The 16,703-nt window shown below is 66.3% G+C and carries 17 protein-coding genes and 1 pseudogene; 12 read left to right on the top strand and 6 right to left on the bottom strand.

The window, feature by feature from the left end:
• Positions 1–71: 71 nt before the first annotated feature.
• Complete coding sequence (locus ACVCNR_RS13675; RefSeq protein ID WP_447075167.1) at positions 72–1,817, top strand: SulP family inorganic anion transporter; 1,746 nt, start codon at positions 72–74, stop codon at positions 1,815–1,817.
• Here ACVCNR_RS13675 and ACVCNR_RS13670 read toward each other — a convergent pair.
• Both ACVCNR_RS13670 and ACVCNR_RS13665 read right to left on the bottom strand, forming a co-directional pair.
• Positions 1,790–2,608 (bottom strand): YiiX/YebB-like N1pC/P60 family cysteine hydrolase, encoded by an 819-nt coding sequence (locus ACVCNR_RS13670; RefSeq protein ID WP_354196447.1) that lies wholly within the window; start codon positions 2,606–2,608, stop codon positions 1,790–1,792. The two genes, ACVCNR_RS13675 and ACVCNR_RS13670, sit on opposite strands and share 28 nt — an antisense overlap.
• Positions 2,605–3,078, bottom strand: coding sequence for a CYTH domain-containing protein (locus ACVCNR_RS13665; RefSeq protein WP_447075166.1), 474 nt, complete (start codon positions 3,076–3,078; stop codon positions 2,605–2,607). The genes ACVCNR_RS13670 and ACVCNR_RS13665 overlap by 4 nt, the downstream gene beginning before the upstream one ends.
• Positions 3,079–3,220: 142 nt before the next feature.
• Here ACVCNR_RS13665 and ACVCNR_RS13660 point away from each other — a divergent pair, with 142 nt between their 5' ends.
• From ACVCNR_RS13660 to mbfA, 6 genes and pseudogenes are all read left to right on the top strand, one after another.
• The gene (locus tag ACVCNR_RS13660) at positions 3,221–3,913 is read left to right on the top strand and encodes a CerR family C-terminal domain-containing protein (RefSeq protein WP_447075165.1); all 693 of its coding nucleotides are present in this window, start codon (positions 3,221–3,223) and stop codon (positions 3,911–3,913) included.
• Complete coding sequence (locus tag ACVCNR_RS13655) at positions 3,910–4,857, top strand: HlyD family secretion protein (RefSeq protein WP_447075164.1); 948 nt, start codon at positions 3,910–3,912, stop codon at positions 4,855–4,857. Before ACVCNR_RS13660 ends, ACVCNR_RS13655 begins: the two co-directional genes overlap by 4 nt.
• A 78-nt stretch (positions 4,858–4,935) precedes the next feature.
• Positions 4,936–5,856 carry an ABC transporter ATP-binding protein gene (locus ACVCNR_RS13650; RefSeq protein WP_354196439.1) on the top strand — a complete coding sequence of 307 codons (921 nt, stop codon included), beginning with the start codon at positions 4,936–4,938 and terminating at the stop codon, positions 5,854–5,856.
• Positions 5,853–6,988, top strand: a pseudogene (locus tag ACVCNR_RS13645) (ABC transporter permease). Before ACVCNR_RS13650 ends, ACVCNR_RS13645 begins: the two are co-directional and overlap by 4 nt.
• Positions 6,989–7,079: 91 nt before the next feature.
• On the top strand, positions 7,080–7,490 hold the full coding sequence (locus tag ACVCNR_RS13640; protein ID WP_354196435.1) for a hypothetical protein: 411 nt from the start codon (positions 7,080–7,082) through the stop codon (positions 7,488–7,490).
• Positions 7,491–7,671: 181 nt separating this feature from the next.
• Entirely contained in the window at positions 7,672–8,655 is a 984-nt protein-coding gene (mbfA, locus tag ACVCNR_RS13635; RefSeq protein WP_447075163.1) for an iron exporter MbfA, read from the top strand.
• 6 nt (positions 8,656–8,661) lie between these two features.
• On the opposite strand, the gene ligD is transcribed toward mbfA, so the two are convergent.
• Together ligD and ku are read right to left on the bottom strand one after the other, a co-directional pair.
• The gene (gene ligD / locus ACVCNR_RS13630; protein ID WP_447075162.1) at positions 8,662–11,145 is read right to left on the bottom strand and encodes a DNA ligase D; all 2,484 of its coding nucleotides are present in this window, start codon (positions 11,143–11,145) and stop codon (positions 8,662–8,664) included.
• A 15-nt stretch (positions 11,146–11,160) separates the two neighbouring features.
• Entirely contained in the window at positions 11,161–12,057 is an 897-nt protein-coding gene (gene ku, locus ACVCNR_RS13625; protein ID WP_447075161.1) for a non-homologous end joining protein Ku, read from the bottom strand.
• Positions 12,058–12,317: 260 nt separating this feature from the next.
• Between ku and ACVCNR_RS13620 the strand changes: the two genes are divergently transcribed.
• Together ACVCNR_RS13620 and ACVCNR_RS13615 are read left to right on the top strand one after the other, a co-directional pair.
• Positions 12,318–12,452: a hypothetical protein gene (locus tag ACVCNR_RS13620; protein WP_354196427.1), complete on the top strand. Its 135-nt coding sequence runs from the start codon at positions 12,318–12,320 to the stop codon at positions 12,450–12,452.
• Positions 12,449–12,580, top strand: a complete 132-nt coding sequence (locus ACVCNR_RS13615) for a hypothetical protein (RefSeq protein WP_447075160.1) — start codon at positions 12,449–12,451, stop codon at positions 12,578–12,580. The genes ACVCNR_RS13620 and ACVCNR_RS13615 overlap by 4 nt, the downstream gene beginning before the upstream one ends.
• A gap of 76 nt (positions 12,581–12,656) precedes the next feature.
• Here the strand turns inward: ACVCNR_RS13615 and cysK are convergent, their stop codons facing one another.
• Together cysK and ACVCNR_RS13605 are read right to left on the bottom strand one after the other, a co-directional pair.
• Positions 12,657–13,637 (bottom strand): cysteine synthase A, encoded by a 981-nt coding sequence (gene cysK, locus ACVCNR_RS13610; RefSeq protein ID WP_447075159.1) that lies wholly within the window; start codon positions 13,635–13,637, stop codon positions 12,657–12,659.
• Between the two features lie 168 nt (positions 13,638–13,805).
• Positions 13,806–14,423 carry a LysE family translocator gene (locus ACVCNR_RS13605; protein ID WP_447075158.1) on the bottom strand — a complete coding sequence of 206 codons (618 nt, stop codon included), beginning with the start codon at positions 14,421–14,423 and terminating at the stop codon, positions 13,806–13,808.
• A gap of 197 nt (positions 14,424–14,620) precedes the next feature.
• On the opposite strand from ACVCNR_RS13605, the gene ACVCNR_RS13600 reads away from it, so the two are divergent.
• From ACVCNR_RS13600 to ACVCNR_RS13590, 3 genes are all read left to right on the top strand, one after another.
• Positions 14,621–14,845 (top strand): aa3-type cytochrome c oxidase subunit IV, encoded by a 225-nt coding sequence (locus ACVCNR_RS13600; protein ID WP_354196421.1) that lies wholly within the window; start codon positions 14,621–14,623, stop codon positions 14,843–14,845.
• Between the two features lie 88 nt (positions 14,846–14,933).
• Complete coding sequence (locus tag ACVCNR_RS13595) at positions 14,934–16,292, top strand: Re/Si-specific NAD(P)(+) transhydrogenase subunit alpha (RefSeq protein ID WP_447075157.1); 1,359 nt, start codon at positions 14,934–14,936, stop codon at positions 16,290–16,292.
• Positions 16,292–16,702: an NAD(P) transhydrogenase subunit alpha part 2 gene (locus ACVCNR_RS13590; RefSeq protein WP_447074989.1), complete on the top strand. Its 411-nt coding sequence runs from the start codon at positions 16,292–16,294 to the stop codon at positions 16,700–16,702. Before ACVCNR_RS13595 ends, ACVCNR_RS13590 begins: the two co-directional genes overlap by 1 nt.
• Position 16,703 lies beyond the last annotated feature (1 nt).

Below are 16,703 nucleotides of genomic sequence, written 5' to 3'. Positions count from 1 at the left end.
GCAGGCTCCCCTTCTGGATCGGCACGGCAGGGCCGCCCCGGCGGCCGGTTATACGGTGCGAAGGCCGATCCATGAAACAGCCCCGCAGATCGCGGCAGCGTTCCGGCTCCACGGAGCCTACTTTCGGTGAACTCTACACGCCTAAGCTGGTGACCGTGCTGCGCGAAGGCTACGGCCTTGCCCAGTTCAAGGCCGACGCCATCGCCGGGCTGACCGTCGCCATCGTGGCGCTGCCCCTGTCGATGGCGATCGCTATCGCTTCCGGGGTCGGGCCGGAAAAGGGCCTGTTCACGGCAATCGTCGGCGGCTTCCTCGTCTCGCTGCTCGGCGGCAGCCGCTTCCAGATCGGCGGACCGGCCGGCGCCTTCATCGTGCTGGTGGCCGCCACCGTCGACCGCCATGGCGTCGACGGGCTGGTGCTGGCGACGATGATGTCGGGCATGATGATGGCCGGGGCCGGCTGGCTCAGGCTCGGCACCTACATCAAGTTCATCCCCTATCCCGTCACCGTCGGCTTCACCGCCGGCATCGCCGTCATCATCTTCGCCAGCCAGCTTACGGACCTGTTCGGGCTTACGCTCACTGAAAAGGAGCCGGGTGACCTCATTCCCAAGCTGATGGCCCTGTTGCGCGCCGCCCCGACGGTCAATGCCGGCGCGGTGGGGATCGCGGCGCTGACCATAGGTATCATCGTCGGGCTGAAGCGCTGGCGGCCCTCATGGCCGGGCATGCTGATCGCCGTGGCGCTGGCCTCGCTTGTCGCGAGCGGGCTCGACGTGGAGACCATCGGCACCCGCTTCGGCGGCATCCCCTCGATGCTGCCCAGCCCTTCCCTGCCCGCCATGAGCGCCGACAAGGTGCTGGCCGTGCTGCCCGACGCGGTCGCCTTCACTCTGCTCGGCGCCATCGAATCGCTGCTGTCGGCGGTGGTCGCGGACGGCATGACCGGCCGCCGCCACCGTTCCAACTGCGAACTGGTGGCGCAGGGCGCGGCCAATATCGGTTCGGCTCTGTTCGGCGGCATCTGCGTGACCGGCACCATCGCCCGCACCGCCACCAATGTACGCGCCGGCGCGCATGGCCCGGTGTCGGGCATGCTGCATTCCGTCTTCCTGCTGGCCTTCATGCTGCTGGCGGCCCCGCTCGCCAGCTACATACCGCTGGCCGCCCTTGCCGGCGTGCTGGCCGTGGTCGCCTGGAACATGATCGAGCGGCCGGCCTTCCGGGCGCTCATCCGCTCCTCGCGCGGCGACGCGGCGGTGCTGCTCATCACCTTTGCGCTGGTCGTCTTCCGCGACCTCACGACCGGCATCATCGTCGGCTTCGCGCTGGGGGCGCTGCTGTTCATCGACCGCATGGCCAAGTCGGTCGAGGTCGAGGCGGAAGCGCCGCTGGTGGCCGACGACCTTGCCGACACCGCCAATGGCGAGCGCGAGGCCTATGATTCTTCCGCCGTGACCGATCCCGACATCGTCGTCTACCGCATATCGGGCGCCTTCTTCTTCGGCGCGGCCTCGACGGTCGGCAGCGTGCTCGACCGTATCGCCGACCAGCGCAAGACCTTCATCCTCGACTGCTCGGGCATCCCGCTGGTGGATTCGACCGGCGCCAATGTGCTGGAAGGCGTGGCGCACAAGGCCGCGAAGCAGGGCGTGCTGTTCTACATCGCCGGCGCCTCGCCGCAGATGCGCAAGCTGCTGACCGCGCACGGGGTGAAGCCGCCGCTGGTGCATTACCGCGCCACGGTGGCCTCGGCGAAATCCCACGCCCGCGCCGAGGTGCGCCACGCTCAGCCGGAGCCGGAAGCGGCCGGCTGAGCATCCCCCGGCGGACCAAGGTCGCCCCAGACCACGGTGCGATAGTCGAAGCCGTATTCCAGCGTCGGCTTGACGATGCGGAAATAGGGCGACAGGTCGAAATCGCGCGGCGTGTAGAGCGAATAGTGGCGGATATGCAGGATTTCCTGCCGCGAGAAATGCGACTGCGCCGAGGCCCGGCCGGGCGCCAGCGTGATCTCCGGCAGGATCGGATAGCGGATCGCCTCATAGGCCTGCGCGATCAGGGTCGAGCAGATGGCCCGCGTCGGGTCGCCGGAACCGAAGGCGATCATGCGCCGGCGCCAGCGCACGGGCACCGGCGGCGCCGGGAAGAAATAGCGCAGCATGTCGAAGATGTTCTTCATGTCGTAGCGCAGGCCGAGCCTGTCGACCATGAAAGCGACGACCTGATCGCGGTCCTCGGGCGTCAGCCCGCTCGCCCGGCAGATGCGGGTGTTGTAGGTGCGGTAGCGCGAGAGCGGGACGGCCACGCAGCCATCGCCCATCGTCACCTCGATCAGGCGCGGCCGCTCCGAACCGTCCTCGGGTTCCGGCAGCGCATCGCCGACATAGAGCGCGGCATGCGACCAGGTGGACTGCGTCAGATATTTGATGGCCGCCGAGATCTTCTGGTTGCCCTCGACGAGCAGTATGTCGCCCGGCTCCAGCGTGCGGCGCAGCGTGTCCGGGTCGGAGGGCGTATAGGGTTCGTAGCCGGAGGATTCGGCTTGCAGGCGCCGGGCGAGCCAGCGGCCGACGCGGTCGAGCAGGGTTTCGGCGGGCGCGGTCATCTGGTGTCGCCCGGAAAGCCGTTCAGGGCCAGCGAGGCGTTCGAATAGCGGATATCGCCGGTGATCTCGGGGCCCAGCCACTCCGGCAGCGCTCCATCCGCCACCCGGTCCGGCGTCTCCAGCTCGGCCACAACAAGGCCGTCCAACACGCCGGCGAACACGTCCACCTCGTAGAGATAGCCGTCATGGGGCACATTGTAGCGGGCCTTGACGATGGTGGTGCCGAGCGCGAAGGCCTGCATCTCCTTCGCATCGTCCAGCGGAATGTCGTATTCGAACTCGTCGCGGGCGCTGAGGTCGCTGCCGAATTTCAGCGTCAGCCGCGCCTCGCCGCCGTTGGAAATGCGCACGCGCACCGAGCGCTCGGCGGTGATGGCCAGATAGAACTGGAGGATGGCGATGCGCGATTGCGCCTGCTCCTGCCACGAATTGCTCTTCACCAGAAACTTGCGTTCCACTTCCTTGGCCATGCCGGCGACTTAAGCGCCAAGGCGCAGCCAAATCAACCGCCGATGCCGCCGAAACATCGGTCACGCCTGCGCACGCCCTGCGTGTTCCGGCCCGCATTTCCCCTTAGCTTGACTTTAATCAATCGATTGATTAAATTTAGACATGGCTACCCTTCCGCCCCGCCCCTCTTCCACAGAACCGCCCGCGGCCGACACGACCCGCGCCGCATTGGTGCGCGCGGCCCTGACCCTGTTCGGAAGCCAGGGCTTCGAGGGCACCTCCACCCGCGAGGTCGCGGCGCTCGCCAACGCCAATATCGGCTCCATCGCCTATCATTTCGGCAACAAGGAAGGCCTGCGCATCGCGGTTGCGGATTTCATCGCCGAAACCATGCAGACCATTGCCCTGCAAGCCATTGGCGGCCTCGACGGCCCGGCAGCGAAGCCCGCCGGGGCGGAAGCGGCGCGCGCCCAGTTGCTGACGGGGCTGGAACGGCTGATCGCCTTCATCATCGCCCGGCCCGAGGCGGGCGACATCGTGCGCTTCGTACTGCGAGAGATGTCGCAACCCTCGGCCGCCCTCGACCGCATCTACAATGGCGTGTTCGAGCCGGCCCACCGGCGGCTATGCCTCATCTGGGAAGAGGCGACGGGTGAGCCGGCCGAAAGCGAGCGGACGCGGCTCACCGTCTTCACCCTCCTGGGGCAGGCGCTCTATTTCCGCGTCGGCGCCGAGGTGGTGAAGCGACGCATGGGGTGGGAAACGTTCGGCGAGGCGGAAGCCGGCAAGGTGGCCGACGTGGTGCGCGACAATCTCCTCGCCATCCTGTCTTCGAGAATCGGGAGCGACGCATGAGCTTTCTCTGTTCCCTTCCGCTTGCCGCGCAGCTCTTTTCCGCCTGCGCAGCGCCCAGCCCGCTGGCGGTGGGCTATGTCGAGGGCGACTATGTTCTGCTCGCCCCCATCGAGGTGGCGCAGGTGCAGGAGGTGACCGTCAAGCGTGGCGACGCGGTCGAGCCCGGCGTGGCGCTGGTGAAGCTGGAAAGCGCCGACGCCGAGATCGCGGTGGCGCAGGCAGAGGCGGCGCTGGCGCAGGCCAGGGCGCAACTTGCCAACCTACAGGTCGGCAAGCGGCCGCAGGAAATCGCCGTGCTGGAGGCGACCGTGCGCTCCGCCCATGCACAGGCGAACGAGGCGCGGCGCGTGCTGGAACGCACCAGCGACCTCAACCGGCGCGGCATCGCCACGCAGGCCCAGCTCGACGAGGCGACGACCGCCGTGGAGGTCGCCGACGCCGCCATCGGCCAGAGCGAAGCCAATCTTGCGGTGGCCGGATTGCCGGCACGCGCCGAGGAAATCGAGGCGGCGCGCGGCGCGGTAAAACAGGCCGAGGCCACGCTGGAGCAGGCCCGCTGGAAGCTCTCCAAACGCACGCTGGCGGCCCCGTCGCCCGGGCGCGTCACCGACGTGATCCGCAATCCGGGCGACACGGCCGGACCGACGGCGCCGGTGATCTCGATCCTGCCGGAAGGCGCGGTCAAGCTCACGGTCTTCGTCCCACAGGAGGCTTTTTCCACCCTCAAGGTCGGTTCGGAACTCGCCGTGCACTGCGACGGTTGCGGCCCCGATCTCAGGGCGCGTGTCAGCTATGTCTCTACCGAGCCCGAATTCACGCCGCCGGTGATCTACTCGCTCGAGAACCGCCAGAAACTCGTCTACCTGGTCGAGGCCCGCCCGGAAGGCGACGCCACGGCGCTGAAGCCCGGCCAGATCGTGGATGTGGAATTGTTAGGGGAATAGGGGAGTAGGACAGTAAGGGAGTAGGGACAAAAAAACATACTGCCCTATTCCCCTACTGCCCTACCCCCTCACACGCTCATGAACGCCATCGACGTCAGAAACCTCGTCAAGCGCTTCGGCGACAAGACCGTCGTGGACCATGTCGACATGACCGTGGCGCAGGGCGAGATCGTCGGCTTTCTCGGCCCCAACGGGTCCGGCAAGACCACGACGATCCGCATCATGTGCGGCCTGCTGACGCCGGACGAGGGCGAAGGCACGGTGCTCGGCTTCGACCTGCGCACCGAAGGGCTCAAGATCAAGCGCGAGGTCGGCTACATGACGCAGCGGTTCTCGTTCTACGAGGACTTGACCATTGCCGAGAACCTCGAATTCGTGGCCCGCCTCTATCGGCTCCAGCCGGTCGAAACCCATGTCGCCGACACGCTCGCCGATCTCGGCATGACCTCGCGGCGCAACCAGCTTGCCGGCACGCTGTCCGGCGGCTGGAAGCAGCGGCTGGCGCTGGCGGCCTGCATCATGCACAAGCCGAAGCTCCTGTTGCTCGATGAGCCGACCGCCGGCGTCGACCCCAAGGCGCGGCGCGAGTTCTGGGACGAGATCCACCTTCTCGCCAGCGGCGGCCTCACCGTGCTGGTCTCCACCCACTACATGGACGAGGCCGAGCGCTGCCACCGCATCAGCTACATCTCCTATGGCCGCATGCTCGCCACCGGCACGGTGGACGAGGTGGTGAAGAATGCCGGCCTGACCACCTTCATCGTGCAGGGGCAGAAGCTGGACAGGATCGCGGCGGCACTTGCCGGCAAGCCGGGCGTCGAGCAGGTCGCCCCCTTCGGCGCGACGCTGCATGTCGTCGGCTCCGACAAGGCGGCGCTGACCGCCACGCTGGCGGACATGGAAAAGGAAAACCCGGGCGTGACGGTGGCGCCCGGCGAGACCAGCCTGGAAGACGTGTTCATCCAGTTCATGGCCGGCTCGAAGGACAACATGGCATGAACGGCATCTTCTCCTTCGCCCGGCTGAACGCGCTGCTCATCAAGGAATTCATCCAGATGCGCCGCGACCGGGTGACCTTCGCCATGATGCTCGGCGTGCCGCTGATGCTGCTGGTGCTGTTCGGCTTCGCCATCAACAACGACCCCAAAAGCCTGCCGGCAGCGCTGCTGGCGATGAGCAACGACCAGTATACGCGCGCCATGGTGACGGCGCTGGAGAACACCGGCTACTACCGCTTCGACCACATCGCGGCGACCGAAGGCGAGGCCGACGGCCTCATGGCGCGCGGCGACGTCGCCTTTCTCGTCACCATTCCTGCCGATTTCGGCCACCGCGTGGAACGCGGCGACCGGCCGCAGATCCTGATCGAGGCCGACGCCACGGATCCTCGGTGGCGACGGGCGCCATCTCGACCCTCGGCACCATCGCCGGCCAGGCACTGCTGCGGGCGCAGGGCCTTCAGGCGGTGGCGGCGGAAGACGCGCGCAGCCGGCTCGATGTGGTGGTGCACCGGCGCTACAACCCGGAAGGCATCTCCCAATACAACATCGTGCCCGGCCTGCTCGGCGTCATCCTGCAGATGACCATGGTGATGATGACCTCGATCGCGCTGACGCGCGAGACCGAGCGCGGCACCATGGAAAACCTGCTCGCCATGCCGTCGAGCCCGCTGGAGATCATGCTGGGCAAGGTGCTGCCCTATGCCGGCGTCGGCGCCGTGCAGGTGGTGGTGGTGCTGATCGCCGCCAAGCTCCTGTTCCACATCCCCTTCGTCGGCGGCTTGCCGCTTCTGCTGTCCTCGATCCTCGTCTTCGTGCTGGGGCTGGTGCTGCTCGGCTACACCATCTCGACCGTGGCGCGCACGCAGATGCAGGCCATGCAGCTCACCTTCTTCTTCTTCCTGCCGTCGATCCTGCTTTCCGGCTTCATGTTCCCGTTCCGGGGCATGCCCGTGTGGGCGCAATGGCTCGGCGAGATATTCCCCCTTACCCATTTCCTGCGCATCGTGCGCGCCGTGATGCTGAAGGGCGCGGAGTTCCCCGCCGTGGCCACCGAGATCCTGTGGCTGCTCGGCTTCGTCGTGCTGTTCTCTGGCTTCGCGCTGCTGCGGTTCCGGCGCACGCTCGACTGAGGGCTTTCACCGCATATTTCGGACCGGTTTTCAAAGCTGATTTGAACCCGGACGCGTCTGCGCCGTTATGGTCCAAGCAGGAGACCACAATATGAAGCAGATTCTGACCCTCGCCTTGTTCGCCGCCACGCTTGCCGTGTCGGGCACACCAGCAACCACCGTCCAGGCCCAGGATATCGAAATCCAGCTCGGCCGCGACGGCCCCGCCGTGCGCATGCGCGACAATTGCGACCCACGCTACGAGAACTGCCGGCGCGACGACCGCAACTGGCGCGGGGACCGACGCGACGACCGGCGCGCCCGCCGTGACGAAGGCGCGCGGTGGCGCGACCAGTGCACGCCGGACCGGGCGCTGGCCAAGGCCGAGCGGATGGGCATAAGGCGCGCCCGCATCCTCGATGTCGGCCGCCGCACCGTGGATGTGCGCGGCAGAAGCCGCGGCGGCGACCGCGTGGTCATCAGCTTCGGCCGCTGGGACCGGGGCTGCCCCATCTATCGATAAGGTCGCTTGTCGAAATCCCGGCAAGGGCGATCCGGCAACGGATCGCCCTTTTTGCATGCGCATTCCGAAGGAGATGACGCGCAAAGACGCAAGGCCGGACCTGCCGTGGCAGCCTGCCGCGATTGACTTCTCCCGTCGCAATATCTACTTTAGAATAATTCTAAAGTAGATAGAGACGATCATGCTTTCCCGAGTCTTCGGCTTCGGCCGCCGCGCCTTCGATTCGCTGTCCGAGCAGGAAATCCTGGCGCTTGCCATCTCCTCGGAGGAGGACGACGCGCGCATCTACCGCTCCTATGCCGACGGGCTGGAGGAGGATTTTCCGCATTCGGCCAGGATGTTCGAGGCCCTGGCCGAGGAAGAGGACAGCCACCGCGCCGCGCTCATCGACCTGCACCGCAGGCGCTTCGGCGAGCGCATCCCGCTGATCCGGCGCGAGCATGTGAAAGGCTATTACGAGCGCAAGCCCGACTGGCTGGTCCGTCCGCTGGGCGTCGAGACGGTGCGCGCGCAGGCCGAAGAGATGGAGCGGCAGGCCTATGCCTTCTATATCGCCGCCGCAAAGCGCGCCTCCGATGCCTCGACCCGCAAGCTTCTCGGCGACCTTGCCGCAGCCGAGCAGAGCCACAGCTCGGCTGCGCAGAGGCTGGAGGAACGGCATCTGCCGGGCGATGCGCGCAAGGAAGAGGAAGCGACCGAGCGGCGGCAATTCATCCTCACCTATATCCAGCCGGGCCTTGCCGGGCTGATGGACGGTTCGGTCTCGACGCTGGCGCCGATCTTCGCCGCAGCCTTCGCCACGCACGACACATGGCAGACGTTCCTCGTCGGCCTCGCCGCCTCGCTCGGCGCCGGCATTTCCATGGGCTTCACCGAAGCGGCATCGGACGACGGCAGGCTTTCGGGGCGCGGCTCGCCGGTCAAGCGCGGCTTCGCCTCCGGCATCATGACGGCGCTGGGCGGGCTCGGCCACGCCCTGCCCTATCTGATCCCGGATTTCTGGACCGCGACGACCGTCGCCATCATCATCGTGTTCTTCGAATTGTGGGCGATCGCCTTCATCCAGAACCGCTACATGGAAACGCCGTTCCTGCGCGCCGCCTTCCAGGTGGTGCTGGGCGGCGGGCTGGTGTTCGCCACCGGGGTGCTGATCGGCAACGCCTGAAGCGGCTCACTTGCGGTTCAGGACCTTGCCCTTGCCGAAGAAATCCGTCCACGGATCGTCCTGCGCCAGCCGCTTCAGCGTGGCCTTGCCGCCGAGCGGGAATGCATCGGGCGCGACTCCGGCCTCCACCTCGTCCCACCGCACCGGCAGGGCGACGGTGGCTCCCTTCTTCGCCCGCGACGAATAGGGCGCCACCGTGGTCGAGCCACGGCCGTTGCGCAGATAGTCGATGAAGATGCGCCCCTTGCGCGCCTTCTTCGACAAGGTGGCGGTGAAGCGCTCCGGCTCCGCCTGTTCCATCGCTTTGGCGAAGTCGTGGGCGAACTCCTTCACCTCGTCCCAGCCGGCCTTCGGCTTCAGCGGCACCACCACGTGATAGCCCTTGCCGCCGGATACCTTGACGAAGGCGGGCATCGCCAGCTCGTCCAGCCGGGCGCGGATGTCGAGTGCCGCGTCGCGCACCTTGTCGGGTCCGATGCCTTCGTCCGGATCGAGGTCGAAGACGACCTGGTCCGGCGTGTCGATCCGCTCGATGGTGGCGCCCCAGATGTGCACCTCGACCACGCCGATCTGCACCAGCGCCGCAAGCCCGTCGAAATCCTCGATGTAGAGGATTTCCTCGCCGTCCTCGGGATCCTTCGCGCGAAGGATATGATCGCTCATGCCGGGCGAGGCGTGCTTCTGGAAGAAGCGCTGGCCTTCGACCCCGTCCGGTGCGCGCACCAGCGCCAGCGGGCGCTCGACCACAAAGGGCTTCATGCGCGGCCATACCAGCTCGTAGTGCCCGAGCAGGTCGCGCTTGGAGATTTTCTCCTGCGGCCACAACAGCTTGTCGGGGCTGGACAGCGTGACGGAGGTTTTCACCCCGGCAGGTTTGGCGCCTTTTACGGCTTTCGGTTTTTCCTGCACGACCTCCTCCGCCGGTTTGTCCTCGCGCAGCCCCTGGAAGGAAGCATGGCGCAGGATGCGGTCTGCGGTCCAGCTTCGGAATTCCACCTGCGCCACCAGTTCCGGCTTCACCCACACGGCCTGCCGGGAATCGGGCACGGCCGCATCGAAAGGGCGAGCCGGGGTTTTCAGCCGGTTGAGGCGCGCCTTGAGATCGTCGGCTATTTTGACCGAGAAGCCGGTGCCGACGCGGCCGGCATAGTTCAGGCGTCCGCCTTCGTTATAACCCACCAGCAGCGATTTCAGGCCGCGGCCGGTCTTGTCCGAAGGCAGGTAGCCGCCGATGACGAATTCCTGACTGAGCGTGCATTTCGACTTGATCCAGTCGAGCCCGCGCCCGCTGCGGTAAGGCGCGTCGGCGCGCTTGGAGACGACGCCTTCCAGCCCCATGCGGCAGGCATGTTTCAGCATCACCCGGCCGGGCTCGGCGAAATGCTCGCTGAAGCGCAGCGGCGAATCATCGTCCTGCCCTTCCAGCAATTGGCGCAGCGCCTCCTTGCGCTCGACCAGCGGCTCGCCGCGAAGGTCCTCGCCGTCCAGATGCATCAGGTCGAAGGCGTAATAGAGGAAGCGATCGGTGCGGCCCGCCGAAAGGTCCGCCTGAAGGAGCGGGAAGGACGAGATGCCGTTGCCGCCCAGCACGACGATCTCCCCGTCGATGACGGCGTCCTTGCACTTCAACCCGGCCAGCGCGGCGACGATGGCTGGACCGAACCTCTCCGTCCAGTCGAGGCCGCTGCGGGTCAGCAGGCGCACATCGGTGCCGGCGATCACCGCCTGCATGCGATAGCCGTCGAACTTCACCTCGTGCAGCCAGTCGGCGCCGCCCGGCGCCTCGCGTTGCAGCGTGGCAAGCTGCGGCTCGATGAAGCCCGGCGCCGCCGGTTTTGTCGTACCGTCCTTGCCCGAATCCGGCCTGTTGGAATGCCAGACGCGTGGCTTCTTGCCCTTCACCGTCTTGCCAGCGCCGACCTCCTCCACCGTGAGGCCGGATTTCACCGAGCGCGGCTCCTCTTCCAGAATATCCTCATCCGGGCGCGCATAGGCATCGTCGGACTTGATCAGCAGCCAGTTGTCGCGCTTCTCGCCTGGCCGCGGGCGCAACCGCACCAGATGCCATTTGCCCTTGAGTTTGTGACCGTCGAGCTCGAAATCCAGATGCCCCTTCTTCATCCCCTTTTCGGGATCGTGCTCCGGCAGCCACCGCCCCTCGTCCCAGACGATGACCGAGCCGCCGCCATATTCGCCCTTGGGGATAGTGCCCTCGAACGGCGCGTAGTCGAGCGGATGGTCCTCGACATGGACGGCCAGCCGCTTCTCGTGCGGATCGAGGCTCGGACCGCGCGTCACCGCCCAGCTCCACAGCACGCCGCCATGCTCCAGCCGCAGATCGTAGTGGAGGCGGCGGGCGGCATGCTTGTGGATGACGAAGAGGCCGCCCCCGGCAGCAGCAGCCGCCTTTTTGCTCCGCGCCACCTTGCCGGCCGGCTCGGCCGTCCTGGTGAAATCGCGCTTGGCTTGATATTCCTTCAGGTCGGCCATGTCGGATGCATCGGGCTATGCCGTCTTGCGCGAGGACGAGGTGCGGGCGGAAGCCTTTTCCGTCGCTGCCCTGCCTTTTGTGGCCTTGCCTTTTGTGGTCTTGCCGGCCTTGCCCGTCTTCGCGCCGCCGTCATTGTCGGCGGCAAGGCTCTGCTTCAGCGCCTCGAACAGGTTGACCACATTGGAAGGCCTGGCCGCCGCCTTGGCCTTCGGCGCCTTGCGGCCCGCCTTCTTGGCACGGATCAGTTCAAGCAGCGCCTCCTCGTACTTGTCGTCGAATTTCGACGGATCGAAGCGCGCGGCCTTCTTGTCGATGATGTGCTCGGCCAGCTCGATCATCTCCTTGTCGGTCTTCACCGCCTTGATGTCCTCGAACACCGTGTCGGGCTGGCGCACCGTGCTGTCGTAGCGCAAGGTGGTCAGCACCATGCCCTTGCCCAGCGGCTCGATCAGCACCGGCCGCTCGCGCCGGTAGAGCACGATGCGGGCAAGGCCGGCCTTCTTGCGCGCGGCCATGGCGTCGCGGATGACGGCGAAGGCATCCTGCGAAACCTTGTCGGCCGGCGACAGGTAATAGGGCGTGTCGAGATAGATCTGCTGGATGGAGGATTTGTCGACGAAGCCGTCGAGGCTCATCATGTTGGAGGATTCGACGCGCACCGCCTCGATCTCGTCCTCCTCGATATGGACGAAGGCGCCCTCGTCGACCTCATAGCCCTTGATCTCGTCGCTGTCGCCCACCGGCTTGCCGGTTTCGGCATCGACATAGACGCGTTTGACCGTGTTGCCGGTCTTGCGGTTCAGCACGCGGAAGGAAATGCGCTCGGAGTGGGTGACGACGTTGGTCAGTTCCACTGCGCAAGTGACGAGCGAAAGCTTGAGATAACCTTTCCAGGCTGGGCGCGGCGCCATGGCAAGTCCCCGGAATTCGCGAGTTCAAGCTTCGATAACGGGACACAGGGAGGATCGTTCCCGCCGGGTCCGATGTGGCGCAAAAAACACACTCGTAAAGCTTCCGCCAAATGGCGCGGAAAGGCCGCGAATCAGCCGCAATCCGGCCATGAAGCGGCGCGTTTTCCGGGAAACGTTAACATAGCGTTCACCGACTATTCATGCCTCGGCTGCTATGGTGTCCGCACTTCGGAAGGGACTCCGAAACGGGACGAAGCGACATGACGATCTTGAACCTTCTGCGCCGCCTTGCCACGACCCTGCGCGAACTCATCGCCCCCAGCTACAGGCCGGAGCGCCACTATATGCGCGGCCCCGGCCCGGCCACCTCGCGCCGCGGCGGCACCCGGCTGTGACGGGCGTCATCGTGCACCAGGGCACCTGTTCATGCAGCGCCGTCCGCAAGGGCGTCGACATGGCCGGCCGCACGGCCCGCGCCACCACCTATCACGCCCCGCGCCCGGCGGACCTGCGCCGGCGCTGATCTTTCCGCTTTCGACAAAAAGGGCGGCAGACCTTACGGTGTGCCGCCCTTTTTTATCCTCCGGAACCTGCTGGCGTCAGCCGCCGAGGCCCTCGAACAGCACGGTCGACAGATAGCGCTCTGCGAAGGACGGGATCACCACCACCAGCGTCTTGCCGGCGTTCTCCGGGCGCGAGCCGACCACCACGGCCGCCTGCAAGGCGGCGCCGGAGGAAATGCCGACCGGCACGCCCTCCAGCCGCGCCACAAGGCGGGCATTGGCGATGGCGTCCTCGTTGGAAACCGTCACCACCTCGTCATAGACCGAAGTGTCGAGCACCTTGGGCGCGAAGCCGGCGCCGATGCCCTGGATCTTGTGCGGCCCGGGCGCACCGCCCGAAAGCACGGGCGAGGCCTCGGGCTCGACCGCCACCACCTGCACCGAAGGCTTGCGGTTCTTGAGCACCTGGCCGACGCCGGTGATGGTGCCGCCGGTGCCGATGCCGGCAACGAAGATGTCGACGTCGCCATGGGTGTCGTTCCAGATTTCCTCGGCCGTGGTGTTGCGATGGATTTCCGGGTTGGCCGGGTTCTCGAATTGCTGGGGGATAATGGCGTCGGGGATGGACGCCGCCAGTTCATCGGCCTTGGCGATGGCGCCCTTCATGCCCTTGGCGCCTTCGGTCAGCACCAGTTCGGCGCCGAGCAGGCTCAGCATCTTGCGGCGCTCGATCGACATGGTTTCCGGCATGGTCAGGATCAGCCGGTAGCCCTTGGCCGCGGCGGTGAAGGCCAGCGCGATGCCGGTATTGCCGGAGGTCGGCTCGATCAGCGTGGTCCTGCCCGGCGCGATCCTGCCCTCCGCCTCCAGCGCCTCGATCATGGCGACGCCGATCCGGTCCTTGACCGAAGCGATGGGATTGAAGAACTCGAGCTTGGCGACTAGGCGCGCGACGATGCCCTTTTCCGCGGCGAAGCGATCGAGCCGCACCAGCGGCGTGTCGCCGATGGTCTGGGTGATGGAATCGTAGACGCGGCCGCGCCCGGGAACTTTCGCGAAGGTTTCTGCCTTGGTCATGGAACTCGCTTTCGAAACGGATTGAGCGCTGAAGGTGTCACCGCAAGAGATAGTGTGCGCGACATCAATATCCGAGCGGTTTTATTGCTCAACCAACGGAATCCGTGAAAATCCGTTCCGGTTACAGGCCTCAAAATAGCATGATAATCCTTAGCGCCGTCTCCAACGTCAGTGACGCGCGGCAATCGCCGCGGCAGCGCCCATCATGAAGGTCCCTGCGGTGCGGTTGAGCAGGGTGAGCGCGCGCGGCGACGACAGGAACCAGCGGGCGCGCGCGGCAAGCACGAGATAGGGCAGCAGCACGATGGTCAGGACAACGGCCGTGACCACCACGAGGATCGTATAGTCGGCCGCCGTGATGCTGTTGAGGTCGAGGATAGTGGGCGTGATGGCGAGGTAGAAGATCATCGTCTTCGGATTGCCGAGCGTCAGCGCCAGCCCGCCGACGAAGCTCGACAGCAGCCCGCCGCGCGCCTTGCCGGCCTGCACGTTCTCCGGCGTGATGCCCTCGCGCCAGAACCGCCAGCCGAGCCAGGCGAGATAGAGCACGCCGAACCATTTGACGGCCAGGAACACCAAGCCGAACTGCTGGGCGACGAAGGCCAGCCCCAGCACGGTCGCGGTCAGATAGAACAGGTCGCCGAGCAGAAGGCCGAGGAACATGGCAAAGGAAGCGCGGAAACCGGAACCGAGCGCCCGGGCGACCAGCGCCGTGACGCCGGGGCCTGGAATGGCGGCAGCGATGCCGAGTGCAGCACTATAGGCCAGGAAGCCGGCGAGCGTCATGGAACTGTCCGTGGGATCGATGGGCGCAATTCTTCCCTTGTGACATGGAAGTAGCAGCTTGTGAATTGCCTGTGCAGTTCGTCATTACACGGAACTTGCGAGAAGCTGTTGCGGCAACAGGTAACATAATAGCGCCATTGCCCTCCGGCGCTGTTTTCGCTATGTGCCCCTTAGACAATTTCGGAGGGGTACTTCCTATGGCCGATCATTCGCCCGCGGGTCCTGTCGAGCTCGGTGCCGAGATGGACTATGCCGAGCACGAGAAAACCTACAAGCTGTTCACCGGGCTGGCGAAATATTCCACCCTGGCTTGCGCGGCCATCCTGATCGGCATGGCTTTTGGCTTCTTTGTCGGCGGAGCGGTCTCCGGCTTCATCGTCTTCCTGCTTGCCTTCGTCGTCGGCGCCGTAATCCTGCGCTGACCGCACTCTCCCTTTGACCCTCGGGGCGGCACCAAGAGGGTCGTCACCGATGCAGACAAGACAGTTATCCAACCGAAAGGATTCTGCGGTGGGACAGATCGTATTCATACCGTGCGAGGCAGGAGGGCTTGAGCCTCGTGTTGGGGCTTCGGCTGACAGCGTGAAACGGCTTGTCGGGCTTGGCTTCGATGTGATCGTCGAGGCGGGGGCGGGGCTGGGCTCGCGCATTGTCGACGAGGAGTTTGCGAAGGCTGGCGCGGTGATCGGCAAGGCGTCGGATGCGGCGCGGGCCGACGTGGTGCTGAAGGTGCGGCGCCCGAGCGAGGCGGAGCTGAAGGGCTACAAGGCGGGTGCGGCGGTTCTGGCCACCATGGACCCCTACGGCAACGAGGCGGCGGTGGCGGCGATGGCGAAGGCCGGCGTGACGGCGTTCGCCATGGAGTTCATGCCGCGCATCACCCGCGCGCAGGTGATGGACGTTTTGTCCTCGCAGGCCAACCTTGCCGGCTATCAGGCGGTGATCGACGCGGCGTCCGAATACGACCGGGCGCTGCCGATGATGATGACGGCGGCCGGCACGGTGCCGGCGGCCAAGGTGTTCGTCATGGGCGTGGGCGTGGCCGGCCTGCAGGCGATCGCCACGGCGCGCCGCCTGGGTGCCGTGGTGACGGCGACCGACGTGCGCCCGGCGGTGAAGGAGCAGGTCCAGTCGCTGGGCGCCAAGTTCCTGGCCGTGGAGGACGAGGAGTTCAAGGCGGCCGAGACGGCGGGTGGCTACGCCAAGGAGATGTCGAAGGAATACCAGGCCAAGCAGGCGGCGCTGACGGCCGAGCACATCGCCAAGCAGGACATCGTCATCACCACCGCGCTGATCCCCGGCCGCCCGGCGCCGCGGCTGATCGCGGCCGATGTGGTGGCCTCGATGAAGCCCGGCTCGGTGATCGTCGACCTGGCGGTCGAGCGCGGCGGCAATGTCGAGGGCGCGGTGGCGGGCCAGGTGGTGACGACGGCCAACGGGGTCAAGATCGTCGGCCATCTCAACGTCGCCGGCCGCGTGGCCGCCTCGGCCTCGCTGCTCTACGCCAGGAACCTGTTCGCCTTCCTGGAGACGATGATCGACAAGGAGACCAAGCAGCTCGCCATCAACCGCGAGGACGAACTGGTCAAGGCGACCATGCTGACCGATGGCGGCAAGGTCGTGCATCCGAACTTCGCCGGCCCCAACCTCACTGGCAAGGCGGTCGAGGCGGCCGCCCCCGCCGCGGCGGCCGAGGAAAAACCGAAACCGGTGCCGAAGAAGGCCGCTCCCAGACCGGCGGGCGACAAGCCGGCCGCCAAGGCGGCGGCGAAGAAAGCTTCAAGCAAGACCGGTGGCAAGACCACTGGCCAAACTACAGGCCAGTCCACTGGCCAGTCCACTGGCAAGACCGGCGGGGAGACCGCGTGATGGAAACTTTGCAGAAAGCCCTCGACCAGCTCGACCAGGCCAGTGCCGCCGTGCGCATGGCGGTGCAGGACCTGGCCGCCACCGATGCGGCCGGCGATGCCGCGCACGCGCTGTCGGGCGGCATGGTCGATCCCTTCGTGTTCCGCTTCGCCATCTTCGTGCTGGCGATCTTCGTCGGCTACTACGTGGTGTGGTCGGTCACGCCTGCGCTGCACACGCCGCTGATGGCGGTGACCAACGCCATCTCCTCGGTGATCGTGGTCGGCGCGCTGCTGGCCGTCGGCATCTCGGCGGCGGGGCTGGCCACCGGCTTCGGCTTCGTGGCGCTGGTTCTGGCCGCCGTCAACATCTTCGGCGGCTTCCTCGTCACCCAGCGCATGCTGGCCATGTACAAGAAGAAGGACAAGTGAC

The sequence above is a fragment of the Aquamicrobium terrae genome (genome assembly GCF_052978165.1).
The sequence above is the reverse complement of the archived record's forward strand: the minus strand, read 5'-3'. Positions and strand labels throughout refer to the sequence as shown.

Coding starts and splice junctions, on each gene's coding strand:
- ACVCNR_RS13670 (WP_354196447.1), bottom strand. CDS start 2,608: ATGACCGCGCCCGCCGAAACCCTGCTCGACCGCGTCGGCCGCTGGCTC.
- ACVCNR_RS13605 (WP_447075158.1), bottom strand. CDS start 14,423: ATGACGCTCGCCGGCTTCCTGGCCTATAGTGCTGCACTCGGCATCGCT.
- ACVCNR_RS13600 (WP_354196421.1), top strand. CDS start 14,621: ATGGCCGATCATTCGCCCGCGGGTCCTGTCGAGCTCGGTGCCGAGATG.
- ACVCNR_RS13640 (WP_354196435.1), top strand. CDS start 7,080: ATGAAGCAGATTCTGACCCTCGCCTTGTTCGCCGCCACGCTTGCCGTG.
- mbfA (WP_447075163.1), top strand. CDS start 7,672: ATGCTTTCCCGAGTCTTCGGCTTCGGCCGCCGCGCCTTCGATTCGCTG.
- ligD (WP_447075162.1), bottom strand. CDS start 11,145: ATGGCCGACCTGAAGGAATATCAAGCCAAGCGCGATTTCACCAGGACG.
- cysK (WP_447075159.1), bottom strand. CDS start 13,637: ATGACCAAGGCAGAAACCTTCGCGAAAGTTCCCGGGCGCGGCCGCGTC.
- ku (WP_447075161.1), bottom strand. CDS start 12,057: ATGGCGCCGCGCCCAGCCTGGAAAGGTTATCTCAAGCTTTCGCTCGTC.
- ACVCNR_RS13660 (WP_447075165.1), top strand. CDS start 3,221: ATGGCTACCCTTCCGCCCCGCCCCTCTTCCACAGAACCGCCCGCGGCC.
- ACVCNR_RS13665 (WP_447075166.1), bottom strand. CDS start 3,078: ATGGCCAAGGAAGTGGAACGCAAGTTTCTGGTGAAGAGCAATTCGTGG.
- ACVCNR_RS13655 (WP_447075164.1), top strand. CDS start 3,910: ATGAGCTTTCTCTGTTCCCTTCCGCTTGCCGCGCAGCTCTTTTCCGCC.
- ACVCNR_RS13650 (WP_354196439.1), top strand. CDS start 4,936: ATGAACGCCATCGACGTCAGAAACCTCGTCAAGCGCTTCGGCGACAAG.
- ACVCNR_RS13590 (WP_447074989.1), top strand. CDS start 16,292: ATGGAAACTTTGCAGAAAGCCCTCGACCAGCTCGACCAGGCCAGTGCC.
- ACVCNR_RS13620 (WP_354196427.1), top strand. CDS start 12,318: ATGACGATCTTGAACCTTCTGCGCCGCCTTGCCACGACCCTGCGCGAA.
- ACVCNR_RS13675 (WP_447075167.1), top strand. CDS start 72: ATGAAACAGCCCCGCAGATCGCGGCAGCGTTCCGGCTCCACGGAGCCT.